General features: G+C 68.7%; 11 protein-coding genes. 5 read left to right on the plus strand and 6 right to left on the minus strand.

Translation table 11 applies throughout. The features are described 5' to 3' along the window. Positions 1–70: 70 nt before the first annotated feature. A complete protein-coding gene (locus EV652_RS27705) occupies positions 71–613 on the plus strand; it encodes a 23S rRNA (adenine(2058)-N(6))-methyltransferase Erm(C) (RefSeq protein WP_132212191.1) in 543 nt (180 codons plus the stop codon). Positions 614–671: 58 nt separating this feature from the next. On the opposite strand, the gene EV652_RS27710 is transcribed toward EV652_RS27705, so the two are convergent. Both EV652_RS27710 and EV652_RS27715 read right to left on the minus strand, forming a co-directional pair. Beyond that, the gene (locus EV652_RS27710; RefSeq protein ID WP_242002053.1) at positions 672–2411 is read right to left on the minus strand and encodes an ABC transporter ATP-binding protein; all 1740 of its coding nucleotides are present in this window, start codon (positions 2409–2411) and stop codon (positions 672–674) included. Further along, on the minus strand, positions 2380–4101 hold the full coding sequence (locus tag EV652_RS27715) for an ABC transporter ATP-binding protein (RefSeq protein ID WP_132212192.1): 1722 nt from the start codon (positions 4099–4101) through the stop codon (positions 2380–2382). The genes EV652_RS27710 and EV652_RS27715 overlap by 32 nt, the downstream gene beginning before the upstream one ends. A 165-nt stretch (positions 4102–4266) precedes the next feature. Here EV652_RS27715 and EV652_RS27720 point away from each other — a divergent pair, with 165 nt between their 5' ends. After that, positions 4267–5232 carry a glycerophosphodiester phosphodiesterase gene (locus EV652_RS27720; RefSeq protein WP_132212193.1) on the plus strand — a complete coding sequence of 322 codons (966 nt, stop codon included), beginning with the start codon at positions 4267–4269 and terminating at the stop codon, positions 5230–5232. A gap of 80 nt (positions 5233–5312) precedes the next feature. On the opposite strand, the gene EV652_RS27725 is transcribed toward EV652_RS27720, so the two are convergent. Beyond that, complete coding sequence (locus EV652_RS27725) at positions 5313–5651, minus strand: PspC domain-containing protein (RefSeq protein ID WP_132212194.1); 339 nt, start codon at positions 5649–5651, stop codon at positions 5313–5315. Positions 5652–5816: 165 nt separating this feature from the next. Between EV652_RS27725 and EV652_RS27730 the strand changes: the two genes are divergently transcribed. Further along, entirely contained in the window at positions 5817–6155 is a 339-nt protein-coding gene (locus tag EV652_RS27730; RefSeq protein ID WP_242002054.1) for an MmcQ/YjbR family DNA-binding protein, read from the plus strand. Here the strand turns inward: EV652_RS27730 and EV652_RS27735 are convergent. After that, positions 6133–6711 carry a GNAT family N-acetyltransferase gene (locus EV652_RS27735; protein ID WP_132212195.1) on the minus strand — a complete coding sequence of 193 codons (579 nt, stop codon included), beginning with the start codon at positions 6709–6711 and terminating at the stop codon, positions 6133–6135. The genes EV652_RS27730 and EV652_RS27735 overlap by 23 nt on opposite strands. 230 nt (positions 6712–6941) lie before the next feature. On the opposite strand from EV652_RS27735, the gene groL reads away from it, so the two are divergent. After that, the gene (gene groL, locus EV652_RS27740; RefSeq protein ID WP_132212196.1) at positions 6942–8567 is read left to right on the plus strand and encodes a chaperonin GroEL; all 1626 of its coding nucleotides are present in this window, start codon (positions 6942–6944) and stop codon (positions 8565–8567) included. Between the two features lie 183 nt (positions 8568–8750). Next, entirely contained in the window at positions 8751–11009 is a 2259-nt protein-coding gene (locus tag EV652_RS27745; protein ID WP_132212197.1) for an MMPL family transporter, read from the plus strand. Positions 11010–11012: 3 nt separating this feature from the next. Here EV652_RS27745 and EV652_RS27750 read toward each other — a convergent pair whose 3' ends face one another. Together EV652_RS27750 and EV652_RS27755 are read right to left on the minus strand one after the other, a co-directional pair. Further along, positions 11013–11522, minus strand: coding sequence for a putative immunity protein (locus EV652_RS27750; protein ID WP_199238439.1), 510 nt, complete (start codon positions 11520–11522; stop codon positions 11013–11015). 83 nt (positions 11523–11605) lie between these two features. After that, entirely contained in the window at positions 11606–12595 is a 990-nt protein-coding gene (locus EV652_RS27755; protein ID WP_132212199.1) for a glycoside hydrolase family 6 protein, read from the minus strand. Positions 12596–12630: the final 35 nt, after the last annotated feature.

Below are 12630 nucleotides of genomic sequence, written 5' to 3' on the forward strand. Positions count from 1 at the left end.
ATGCTTTGAGAGTGGGCGGTGCGGCGGTCTATGGTCGGCCGCATGAGTACGTACTTCGTGATGGTCCGTCGTGCCCGCCTCCGGGCAGGCGAGGGGTGCCTGGGGATGGCATCCGCTCGATAGTCGTTGGGCCCAACGCGTCGTGGACGCCGCCGGGGTCAGACCCGGTGAACTCGTCCTCGACGTCGGAGCCGGCCTCGGTGCGCTGACCGCGCCGCTGGTCCGGGCCGGAGCCCAGGTGGTCGCCGTCGAGCTCCACCCTGGTCGTGCCGACCGATTGCGTCGGCGGTTCGCGGACGCGCCGGTGACGGTGGTCCGTGCCGATGCCGCCGATCTGCGGTTGCCGTCACGACCGTTCCGGGTGGTGTCGAGTCCGCCGTACAACGTCTCCACCGCCTTGCTGAAACGCTTGCTGGCACCGGGTTCCCGCCTGGTGTCGGCTGATCTGGTGTTGCAGCGGGCGGTGGCGAACCGGTGGTCTCGCGGTGACGCACCAGGGGCGAACCGGTGGTACTACCACTACGACTTGTCGATCGGTCTTCGCCTTCCCCGTAAGGCTTTCACCCCACCGCCCCATGTCGATTCAGCAGTTCTGGTGCTGCGCAAACGGTAGAAAGGGCAGAACCCCCGCCGGTCAGAGGTGACCGGCGGGGGTTCTTTGCTGTGAGCAACTAGCCGTGCCAGGAGGTCCAGAGCGCGGCGTAGGAGCCTTGGCGGGCGACCAGCTCGTCGTGGCTGCCCAGCTCGCTGATGCGGCCGTCCTCCACCACCGCGACGCGGTCGGCGTCGTGGGCGGTGTAGAGGCGGTGGGCGATCGCGATCACCGTGCGACCCTCCAGTACGGCGGCCAGCGAGCGCTCCATGTGTCGCGCCGCTCGCGGGTCGATCAGCGACGTGGCCTCGTCCAGCACCAGCGTGTGCGGGTCAGCCAGCACCAGCCGGGCCAGCGCCAACTGCTGCGCCTGCGCCGGCGACAACGCCAGCTGCCCGGAGCCGACGCGCGTCTCCAGACCGTCCGGCAACGCCTCGGCCCACTCGCGTGCGTCGACAGCCGCCAGTGCACTCATCAGCTCGTCGTCAGTCGCTGAAGGTCGAGCCATCGAGAGGTTGTCCCGCAAGGTACCGACGAAGACGTGATGCTCCTGCGTCACCAGCGCGACCTGGTTGCGCAACTCGTCCAGCGGCAGCTCGGTCATCCCGACCCCGCCGACCGTCACCGAACCCGTCCGTGGCGGATGGATGCCCGCGACCAGCCGGCCGAGCGTCGACTTGCCCGCGCCGGATGGACCGACCATCGCGACCCGCTCACCCGGCTGGATGGTCAGATCGACGCCATGCAGCACGTCGCGGCCGTCGACGTACGAGAACCGCACGTCCTTTGCCTCCACGAGCTCACCCGAAGGTGCCCGGCCGGACGGTGTCCGATCGTCCTGTACGTCGCTGATGCCCAGCAACCGCGCGAACGCGGCACCACCGGACTGCAGCTCGTCCAGCCAGGAGAGCAACCGGTCGACCGGATCGATCAGCTGGTTGACGTACAGCACGGCAGTCGTGACCGCGCCGAGGGAGACATTCCCGTTGATGTGCAGCCAGCCGCCGAACAGCAGCGTCCCCACCACCGGCACGAGGTAACTGATCTCGGCGACGGGGAAGTACATGGTCCGGAGGAACAGCGTGTAGCGCTCGGCCAGGTAGGAGCCGCGGATGTCGGCATCGGTCCGGCGGACGCGTTCGTCGTACCGCTGCAGGGCCTCGACCGTCCGCGCACCTTCGACCGTCTCGGCCAGTGAGCTCGTCATCTGCGCGTACGCCGCGTTCTCGCGCAGGTACCCGCCCTTCGCGCGACGCAGGTACCACTTCGTGCTGAGCCAGAGCAGCGGGGTCATCGCGAGCAGCGGCACCAGCACCCAGACGCCGACGAGCATCGTCGCGGCGACCGTGAACACCACGGTGACGAACGCGATCATTGTCTCCGGTACGGCGAACCGCACCGTCCGCGACAGGGTGTCGACATCACGCGACGTGCGGGACAGCAGGTCGCCGGTGCCGGCCCGCTCGACGGTGCCGATCGGCAGCGCGAGGGCGTTGTCGACGAACTCCTCCCGCAGCTCGGCCAGCACCTGCTCGCCGAGCGCGAACGACTTGAACCGGGCCCACCGGGTCAGCAGCGACTGCGCCACGATGAACACCGCGATCACCAGGATCACCTGGTTGACCTTGGCAGCGGTCGTGCCGTTCTGGACGTCCTCGACCAGACCGCCGATCAGCCGCGGCGCGGCCAGACCGGTGATCGCGGCCAGCCCGTGCAGCAGCGCCGCCGGGCCAGCCGGCGGGCGTGCCGACGGATCTCGGCGGGGCCCGCAACGGGCAGGATCTGCCTCATGTGAGCACCTCCTCCTCTTCCGTCTCACGGGTCACGGTCTTGCGGTAGTACGGGTCGGTGTCGAGCAGTGTGCGGTGCTTGCCGGTGGCAACCACTCGGCCGGCGGCGACGAAGATGACCTCGTCGACCCGGTCCAGCAGCAGCGGGCTTGCGGTCAGCACGACGGTGGTGCGTCCGGCCCGGTGGGCACGCAACCGGTCCGCGATCCGCGCCTCGGTGTGCGCGTCCACCGCGGAGGTCGGCTCGACCATCACCAGCACGGCCGGGTCCAGCAGCAGGGCACGGACCAGCACCAGGCGCTGCCGCTGCCCGCCGGAGAAGGACCGGCCCTTCTCCTCGACCTCGGAGTCGAGTCCGTCGGCCAGCGCGACCAGCACGTCCTCGGCGGACGCCGTACGCATCGCTGCCATCAGTTCGTCATCGGTACGACGGTTGTCCGGGTCGAGTTCCTGGCGCAAGGTGCCGGTGAACAACTGGGAAGCGGTGTCGCTTACCAGGATCCGCGCACGCACGTCCTCGCGAGTGGCGCTGGCGAGAGTCACGCCGCCGTACCGCACCTCGCTGGTGTCGTCGTACCGACCCAGGCGGTCCGCCAGCTCGCTGTAGGTGTCCGGCTCGGCCGAGACGATCGCAGTGAGCTGTCCGTCGCGGGCGCGGATACCTGACACCGGGTCGACCAGGTCACCGCCGTCCGGCAGCCGCACCGGCTGCACCGGATCGGTGATGTCGGGCGTCAGCGCCAGCACGCGGATCACCCGGCGCGCCGCGACCAGGCCGCGCATCAACTGGTTGGCGAAGTCAGTGGCGTTGCGCAGCGGCAGCACCAGGAACGTCGCATAGCCGTAGAAGGCGACGAGCGATCCCGCGCTGAGATCGCCGCGCAGGGCGAAGTGCGCGCCGAGACCGACGACCAGTACGACGAAGACGCCAGGCAGCAGTACCTGGGCGGCGTCCAGCACGGACTGGATCCGCGCCACCCGCACACCGGCGTGCCGCACCTGCTGCGACTCGGCGCGGTACCGACGGGAGAAGGACTCCTCGCCGCCGATGCCGCGCAGCACGCGCAGACCGGCGACGATGTCGGAGCCGAGCGAGTTCAGCTCGCCGACGGCCTCACGTTGCGCCGACTGCCGCTTGTGCAGCGGCCGCAGCATCGGACCGAGCAAGAACAGCATCACCGGTACGCCGATCAGCACCACCAGGCCGAGCGCGGTCGACGTGGAGAGCAGGATCGAGGCGACCACGACGAAGGCCACGATCGCGCCGGCGAAGCGGGCCGAGACCTCCATCAGGTTGCCGACATAGGCCAGGTCGCCGGCTCCGACGCTGACCACCTCGCCGGTGGCCAGGTGCTTCGGCAGGGTCGCGCCGAGGTCGGCAGACTTCCTGGTCACCACCTGGACCGTGCGGTAGGCGGCGGTCAGCCAGTTCGTCACCGCGAACCGGTGCCGCATGATGCCGGCCAGCGCCTGCACCACACCGACCACGAACAGCGCAGCGGTCCACTGCAGCAGCCGCTCGCCGTCGCGCGCGGAGATCCCCTCGTCGATCGCCTTGCCGAGGATCGCGGGGATGAAGGCCTGCGAACCCATCCACAGGATGCCGAACGCCATCCCGCCGGCGAGCGTGCGCGACTGACCGCGCGCGACCCAGGCCAGATAGCGGGTCGGAGAGCGGTGATCGGGAACGCCGGGATCGGCGAGAGGAAGCTGTCTCATGGCTCCTTCAGGCTAGGTGTGCGCACCGACAGCCGCATGCGAATTAATCGCGTCTGGGATCGGCACGGTGGGTGCCGCTCCGGTCTCCCCGCGCATCAAAAGACCTTCACCTTGCGTTGGGCAACGAGTCTCCGGCGCGCCATGTGCGCCGCCTGTGCTGGAACCATGCTGGTGATCGCGCATCGGGGAGCGAGTGGCTACCGCCCGGAACACACGCCGGCGGCGTACCGCCTGGCTGCTGAACTTGGAGCCGACTACCTGGAACCGGACCTGGTCGCCACCCTCGACGGCATCCTGGTCTGCCGGCACGAGAACGAGATCTCCGGTACGACGGACGTCGCGGACCACCCGGTCTTCGCGGACCGGAAGATCACCAAGATCGTGGACGGGACCGCCGTGACCGGCTGGTTCGTCGAGGACTTCACCTACGCCGAGCTGCGGACCCTGCGGGCGCGGGAGCGGATGCCCGCGTTGCGCGCCGGCAACACGGAGTACGACGGGCTGGAGACGGTCCCCACCTTCGACGAGGTGGTGGCGCTGGCCCGGCAGGAGTCACAGCGGCTCGGCCGGCCGATCGGCCTACTGCCGGAGATCAAGCACCCGGCGTACTTCCGGCGGGTCGGACTGCCGCTGGAGGAGCTGCTGACCGAGCGGATCCTGACTCTGGGGCTGCGCAACGACGAGATCATGGTGCAGTCGTTCGAGCCGACCAGTCTGCGTCGGTTGTCGGTGATGACGCGGGTGCCGCTGGTGCAGCTGGTGGACTCCGAGAGCGCGCCGAACGACTTCCTGCGGACCGGCGACGGCCGCACCTTCGCGGACCTGATCGAGCCGGCCGGTCTCCGCGAGGTCTCGACGTACGCGCACGTACTGGCGCCGCACAAGGACCTGGTCATCCCCCGCAGGTCCGACGGCTCACTGGGCGAACCGACCCGCCTGGTCGACCAGGCTCACCGCGCCGGCCTCGCCGTCCAGGTCTGGACCTTCCGCGCCGAGCGCCGCTTTCTCCCCACCGACACGGACTTCCCCACCGAACTATCCGCCTTCACCCGCCTGGGCATCCAAGGCCTCTTCGCCGACCACCCCGACCAGGCCCTGGCAGCAGTCCGCAAGACCGCTCTGAACGTGTAGACGTGCGGCAGGGTGCGATGAGCCGGATCACCCTGCCGCACGCCGGCGGTGGTTGCTGCGCCCGGTTGGCGCAGTCGAGATCACGCCGCCGGGGGCTTGTTGTTGGTGGTGGTGTCGTCGTAGATGCGGGTGGCGATGTCGGCCTCCGGGGTCGGGGGCTGGTTCACCGACTGCTGGACGTTCTGCCAGACGGCCTTGCCGTCGGACTCCGGGATCACGACCCAGGCGACCACGTAGCCGATCAGGGCGGTGCCGCCGGTGATCAGAGTGAGGCCGACGATGCCGAGGCGGACCAGCGTCACGTCGATGTTCAGGTACTCCGCGATACCGCCGGAGACACCCGTGAGCATCCGCTGGTCGCGGGAACGACGGAGGACCTTGCCGGACAGGTTGGAGAACGGTGCGTTCGAGTTCGTCATGACTCAACTCTCGCGCCTGGAGGGCTCCCGCGACATCCGGATCGGTACCGACCCGACCCTGGCCTGACCCCGGGGACCCCGAGCCGGCGGCCCTGAAGACTTTCGGACCAGGATTGCCTGACCGAAGACGGAGAAAGTGTCGGTGGGCCTGTTTACGGTCGGTGGATGGACGTCGACGTACTGGCGAAGGTCGTGCTCGGATTGCCGGGAGTGGAGGAACACGAGGGCTGGGCGGGTCAGCCGGTCTTCAAGGTGCGGAACAAGAGCTTCGCCTACATGTCGGAGGACGGCACCAGGCTGCAGCTCAAGGCGCTCCGGGAGGAACAGGAGGCGCTGGTGGCCGAGGATCCAGACGTGTACGCACCGTCCTGGGCCTCAGGCCGCTTCGCCTGGATCAACGTCGATTTCGCGGCGGCGGACGACCAGGAGTTGCTCGAGCTGGTGACCGAGGCCTGGCGCCTGAGCGCCCCGAAGTACCTGATCACCCAGCTCGATCAGGTCTGAGGCGCTTGCGGACCAGGACCCAGCGGGGGCTTGTCCGGCTGACCTCGGTGAAGCCGGCGTCGAGGAAGACGGAGAGCGGGCCGCGATAGAGATCTGCCGAGGAGACCTTCTCGTCCTGATCGGTGTCGACCGCGCAGCCCTCGACCGTGCGGGCGCCGTACGACTGGGCGAAGTCGACGGCGCCGACCGCGAGCTCACCGGCGATGCCCTGGCGGCGGTGGCCGACCGGTACGACGAAGCACGTGATCACCCAGGCGTCCGGGTGGTCGGTGCGCCAGTTGGGTGAGGCGACCACCCGCGGGTACGACGTCCGCGGCGCGACCGCGCACCAGCCGATCGGCGTCTCGCCGTCGTACGCGAGCACACCGGGCGGAACGTCGCCCTTGCAGACCTGGGTGCGCAGGTCGCGGCGGTTGGTCTCGCGGGTCCCGGCGGCCCACTGCTGTCCGCGCAGGCGGAAATACTGGCAGAAGCAGCGTGCCGGGTCGCCGCGCTCACCCATCACCGCGGCCACGTCCGGCCAGGCGTCGGGACCGGCTGCTCGCACGTCCACCATGGGCTTACCGTAGCGAGGGCTGGCTTGCACTCGTTTGGGGCGAGTGCTAATACTTGGTTAGCACTCCATGGGTGAGAGTGATAAGACTCGCTGCCCCGGAGTGTGCAAGAAGACGGCCTCGATGAGGTGCCGGAGCGTGACGGGACGTGACCGTCGCGGTGTGGCGCCGTCCGTCGCGGGCATCCGGCCGGCTGAACCACCAAGACTCGACGCGGGAGGACTCGCGGAGAATGCCCAAGCTGATTTCTTTCAATGAAGAGGCGCGCCGCGGCCTCGAGCGGGGTATGAACACCCTCGCCGACGCCGTCAAGGTGACGCTTGGCCCGAAGGGCCGCAACGTCGTCCTGGAGAAGAAGTGGGGCGCCCCCACGATCACCAACGACGGTGTCTCCATCGCCAAGGAGATCGAGCTCGAGGACCCGTACGAGAAGATCGGGGCCGAGCTCGTCAAGGAAGTTGCGAAGAAGACCGACGACGTCGCTGGTGACGGCACTACCACCGCCACCGTGCTGGCTCAGGCTCTCGTCCGCGAGGGTCTGCGCAACGTCGCGGCCGGCGCCAACCCGATGAGCCTGAAGAAGGGCATCGAGAAGGCGACCGAGGCGGTCAGCGAGCAGCTGCTGGCGCTGGCCAAGCCGGTCGAGACCCGGGAGCAGATCGCTGCGACCGCGTCGATCTCGGCTGCTGACAACCAGGTCGGCCAGATCATCGCCGAGGCGATGGACAAGGTCGGCAAGGAAGGCGTCATCACCGTCGAGGAGAGCAACACCTTCGGCCTCGAGCTCGAGCTCACCGAGGGTATGCGCTTCGACAAGGGCTACATCTCGCCGTACTTCGTCACCGACACGGAGCGGATGGAAGCGGTCCTCGACGACCCGTACATCCTGATCGTGAACAGCAAGATCTCCAGCATCAAGGACCTGGTCCCGGTGCTGGAGAAGGTGATGCAGACCGGCAAGCCGCTGGCCATCATCGCCGAGGACATCGAGGGCGAGGCGCTGGCGACCCTGGTCGTCAACAAGATCAAGGGCACCTTCAAGGCCGTCGCCGTCAAGGCGCCGGGCTTCGGTGACCGCCGCAAGGCCATGCTGGTCGACATCGCCGTCCTCACCGGCGGCGAGGTGATCTCCGAGGAGGTCGGCCTCAAGCTCGACTCCGTCGACCTGGAGCTGCTCGGCCAGGCCCGCAAGATCGTCGTCACCAAGGACGAGACGACCATCGTCGAGGGCGAGGGTGACGCGGACCAGATCGCCGGCCGGGTGAACCAGATCCGCGCCGAGATCGAGAAGTCGGACTCCGACTACGACCGCGAGAAGCTGCAGGAGCGGCTGGCCAAGCTGGCCGGCGGCGTTGCGGTGATCAAGGTCGGCGCGGCCACCGAGGTCGAGCTGAAGGAGCGCAAGCACCGCATCGAGGACGCCGTTCGCAACGCGAAGGCGGCCGTAGAGGAGGGCATCGTCGCCGGCGGCGGCGTGGCCCTGCTGCAGGCCAGCGTGATCGCGTTCGAGAAGCTGGAGCTCGACGGTGACGAGGCCACCGGTGCCGCGATCGTGCGGTCCGCGGTCGAGGCTCCGCTGAAGCAGATCGCCGTGAACGCCGGCCTCGAGGGTGGCGTCGTGGTGGAGAAGGTTCGCAACCTCGAGCCGGGCTGGGGCCTCAACGCCGCCACCGGCGAGTACGTCGACCTGATCGCCACCGGCATCATCGACCCGGCCAAGGTGACCCGCTCGGCGCTGCAGAACGCAGCCTCGATCGCGGCTCTGTTCCTCACCACCGAGGCGGTCATCGCTGACAAGCCGGAGAAGGCCTCGGCCGCTCCGGGTGGCGCCCCGGACATGGGCGGCATGGACTTCTGATCCACTGAAGTCCGACAGCACAGCTGCACAGAGCGGCCCCGGGCACCCGCCCGGGGCCGCTTTCTGTTGTCCGGCCCGCAACTCTCCGTGACTGAGTGAGCCCGGTCGTGACGGGTTGTCAGGGCCTCGGCGAGCGCCGTACTGTCGAATTCGGGTGTCAGGGGTGGCGCCCGGGGGGTGCGCATGCACGCGTTGCTGGAACGTCTCGGCCGGGGGGCCGCTCGCCATCACTGGCCGGTGATCGGTGTCTGGCTGGTCATCGTCGTCGGGCTGTTCGTACTCCGGTCGTTCTTCGGCGGCACCTACGTGAACAACTACACCGTGCCCGGCAGCGAGTCCTCGGCGGGCCTGAACGTGCTGAACCGCGACTTCGCGAAACAGGGCGGGTACTCCGGATCGATCGTGTTCCACTCGACGTCGGGGAAGGTGTCCGACCAGGCCGCCGCGGTCAAGACGGCGATGACGAACGTCGGCGGTCTACCGGATGTGGTCGCCGCGACCGATCCGCTGGCGACCACCCCATCGCCGTACGTCTCCAAGGACGGCACTGTCGTCAACGCGCCGGTCTCGTTCTCCGTGGTCCCCGCGGCCCTGGACACCGACTACCTCGCCTCGCTGGACACGGCGGTCAAGCCGGCCCGCGACGCCGGGCTCGAGGTGGAGTACGGCGGCGGCGCCGGGCAGATCGGGAAGCAGGCCGACGACCAACTCTCGGAGGCGATCGGTCTCACCCTGGCACTGATCCTGCTGTTCCTGATGTTCCGGTCGATCGTCGCCGCCGCGCTGCCGCTGGTGTCCGCGGTCTTCAGTGTGGGCGGCGGTCTCGCGATCCTGGGGCTGCTCGCGGCGGTGAAGGAGTTCCCGGTCTCGGCCCCGACCGTCGCGACCCTGCTCGGATTGGGTGTCGCGATCGACTACGGGCTCTTCCTCGTCTCGCGTCATCGTGAGCAACTGGACAACGGCATGGAGGTCGAGGAGTCGATCGGCCGGGCGGAATCGACCTCCGGTGCGGCCATCCTGGTCGCCGGTGGCACGGTGGTCATCGCCATCCTCGGTCTGTACGTCTCCGGCGTGCCGTTCGTCGGCGCGCTCGGCCTCTCGTCGGCCATCCTGGTCGCGGTCACCGTCGTGGCCGCGCTCACACTCATCCCGGCGCTCCTCGGTCTGGCCGGTCTGCTGGTGCTGAACCGCGCCGATCGAAAGCATGTCGTCGAGGAACGCGCGCTCGAGGCGGAGCTGGAACCCGACGCCGCGGCAGCACATCGCGCCGAGGAGCGGGCGATCCGCGATGCGAAGCATGAGCAAAGCGCCTTCGCTCGCTGGGGACGCCGGGTGAGCGACCGCCCGTGGACGTACGGGACCATCGCGACCCTGTTGCTCCTGATCCTGACCATCCCGTTGCTCTCGCTCAACCTGGGCCAACTGGATGCCGGCACGGACCCGGCCGAGGACTCGAGCCGGAAGGCGTACGACCTGATCGCCCAAGGATTCGGCCCGGGCGCCAACGGGCCGCTGACCGTCGTCGTCTCGCTGCCGACCCAGGACGCGAGCGCCAACCAGGCGCTGCTGACGAACCTCACCGGCGCGCTGCAGAAGACGCAGGGCGTCGCCGCCGTCCAACCGCCGACGACGAACCCCGCCGGTACGACGGCCGCCGTCAACGTCGTCCCGACGACCTCACCGTCATCGGCCGAGACCGAAGACCTGGTCAACCGGATCCGCAGCGATGTACTGCCCGGCGTGGGTGCGACGACCTACGTCGTCGGCACCGTTGCCGGGTACGTCGACTTCACCGAGAAGGTCGCCGGGCGGATGCTGTGGCTGATCGGGGCAGTCGTCCTGTTGGCGCTCATCCTGCTGACGGTCGCGTTCCGCTCCGTCGTGATCGGGGTGAAGGCCGCGGTCCTGAACCTGTTGTCAGTCGGAGCGGCGTACGGCGTCATCGTCGCGGTCTTCCAGTGGGGCTGGGGATCGTCGCTGGTGGGCATCGAGGAGACGGTTCCGATTCCGTCGTTCGTGCCGATGCTGATGTTCGCGATCGTCTTCGGCCTGTCGATGGACTACGAGGTCTTCCTACTGTCCCGGGTCCATGAAGCCTGGGTCGCGACCAATGACAGCCACCGTGCGGTCGCGATCGGGATCGGCGCGACCGCCCGGGTGATCACGACCGCGGCGGCGATCATGATCGTCGTCTTCCTGAGCTTCGTCCTCGACGACGACCCAACCGTGAAGATGCTGGCCGTCGGCATGGCTGTGGCCGTCCTCATCGATGCCAGCGTGGTGCGGATGGTGCTCGTTCCGTCGGTGATGACGCTGCTCGGCGACAAGGCCTGGTGGCTGCCTCGCTGGATGGACCGCATCATTCCCGACATCCAACTCGAAGGCGCCCCGGAGCCGCCACCGCAGCCACGCGAGAGCGCTGGTGTCCCGCCGACTCCCTGAGGATCAGCTGCGCAGACCCGTGTCGAGTTGGTGGTAGAGCGTGCCAACCCGGCTGCGACTCGGGTCGCGACCGGGCCAGCGCCGTACCACCTCGCGAACTGTCGGCGACGCGTGCTCGATCGCCCAGCGGATCTCCCCGTCGCCGAGGCCGGGGTCGTCGGCCGCCAGTTCACGGGCCTGGGCCATCGAGACCGCCGGGCCGAGGATGTGCTTCAGCTGGTGCGGGGACTCCAGGTCGTGGATGTACGGCGCCCCGGCCGCACCGACCGCGGCGCGAGCAGCGGCCTTGGCAGCCGGATCGCCGACTTCGCCTGCGGCTTTCTGAGCAGCCCAGGCACATGAGCGCAGCTGAGCAGTCCGATCGCCTCCGAGCGCATAGGCGCGGGCAGCTTCGATCGCCTCACGTGGGCGGGTGTCCGCGGGAGCCTTCGCCTCGAACAGCGGCAACGCGCGCTCGGCGCAATCGACGGCGAACTGGGTGACACCACGACGGTCTTCGTCGGTCAGCTTCATGTGTGTCAATCGTATCTTTGAAGCTGTTGGTGGAGACTTCGCCAGCACTGGCTGCCAGCCAGTGCTGGAGAAGTCTCAAAGCATCACGTGCCGGCGATGAGGCGTTTGGCGAGCGTGGCGGAGAAGGTGCCGGCCGGGATGCCCTTGCCGATCCCGCAGTCGCCGTCGGAGTCACCGGGGACCTTGAGCCAGAGCAGCAGGTCCGCACCGCCGCCGACCTGGGACGGGACGCCGAGCTTGCGGCCGGCCGGGTTGCACCACTCGCCGTTCGAGCCGTTGCCGTTCCGGCTGGTGTCGACGACGAACTGGTTGCCGCCGCCGAGCGCGGTCTTGATCGCGTTGCCCTTCGTCACCGACTGCTGGGTGCTGTAGTAGTTCGACACGTTCAGCGCGAAGCCGCGGATCTTGCCGACGTCGACCAGTCGCAGCCGCCGGGCCATCTCACCGGCCTCGATCCAGTTGGTGTTTCCGCCGTCCATGTAGGCCCAGGTGTTCGCATTCTTGGTTGCAATCTGGTTCGCGGCGTACTTGAGCAGGTCGATCCGGATCTGCCGCTGGTCCTCCGGCATGCAGTCGAGTTGGGCCAATGCGTCCGGTTCGATCACGACCACGGCCGGCCGGTTGCCGATCCCGTCGGCGAACTTGGCGATCCAGTCCCGGTACGCCGCCGGCGAGCCGGCACCGCCACCGGAGTGGCCGCCGCAGTCGCGGCCGGGGATGTTGTAGGCGACCAGGATCGGCAGCTTGTCGGCCCGGTCCGCGGCAGTGGTGTACGACGTCACCGCCGCCGTGATGTCGCCGCTCCAGTTGCCGAACCAGCGTCCGCCGGCCTGGTCGGCGATCTTGGTCTTGATCTCGGTCTCGCCCGGGTGCTGTTTCACGTATGCGGCCGGGTTGGAGTTCGGGTCGACGTAGAAACCGTTGGTGAGCTGGACCGGGTTACCGGTCGCCGGTCGCGGCTCGGCGGCCAGCACAGGCTGGCCGCCGAGGCTGAACAGTCCGGCGGTGAGCAGGCCGGCGGTGAGCAGGCCGGCGGTGAGCTGGCCGAGTGGGGCCGTGCGCAAAGGGGACATCGCGGTAGGTCCTTCCGTCAGGAGCGGCAGTGACT

The organism is Kribbella steppae (genome assembly GCF_004342025.1).
GTDB lineage: Bacteria > Actinomycetota > Actinomycetes > Propionibacteriales > Kribbellaceae > Kribbella > Kribbella steppae.

Coding starts and splice junctions, on each gene's coding strand:
- EV652_RS27715 (WP_132212192.1), bottom strand. CDS start 4,101: ATGAGACAGCTTCCTCTCGCCGATCCCGGCGTTCCCGATCACCGCTCT.
- EV652_RS27750 (WP_199238439.1), bottom strand. CDS start 11,522: ATGAAGCTGACCGACGAAGACCGTCGTGGTGTCACCCAGTTCGCCGTC.
- groL (WP_132212196.1), top strand. CDS start 6,942: ATGCCCAAGCTGATTTCTTTCAATGAAGAGGCGCGCCGCGGCCTCGAG.
- EV652_RS27755 (WP_132212199.1), bottom strand. CDS start 12,595: ATGTCCCCTTTGCGCACGGCCCCACTCGGCCAGCTCACCGCCGGCCTG.
- EV652_RS27735 (WP_132212195.1), bottom strand. CDS start 6,711: ATGGTGGACGTGCGAGCAGCCGGTCCCGACGCCTGGCCGGACGTGGCC.
- EV652_RS27745 (WP_132212197.1), top strand. CDS start 8,751: ATGCACGCGTTGCTGGAACGTCTCGGCCGGGGGGCCGCTCGCCATCAC.
- EV652_RS27720 (WP_132212193.1), top strand. CDS start 4,267: ATGCTGGTGATCGCGCATCGGGGAGCGAGTGGCTACCGCCCGGAACAC.
- EV652_RS27725 (WP_132212194.1), bottom strand. CDS start 5,651: ATGACGAACTCGAACGCACCGTTCTCCAACCTGTCCGGCAAGGTCCTC.
- EV652_RS27730 (WP_242002054.1), top strand. CDS start 5,817: ATGGACGTCGACGTACTGGCGAAGGTCGTGCTCGGATTGCCGGGAGTG.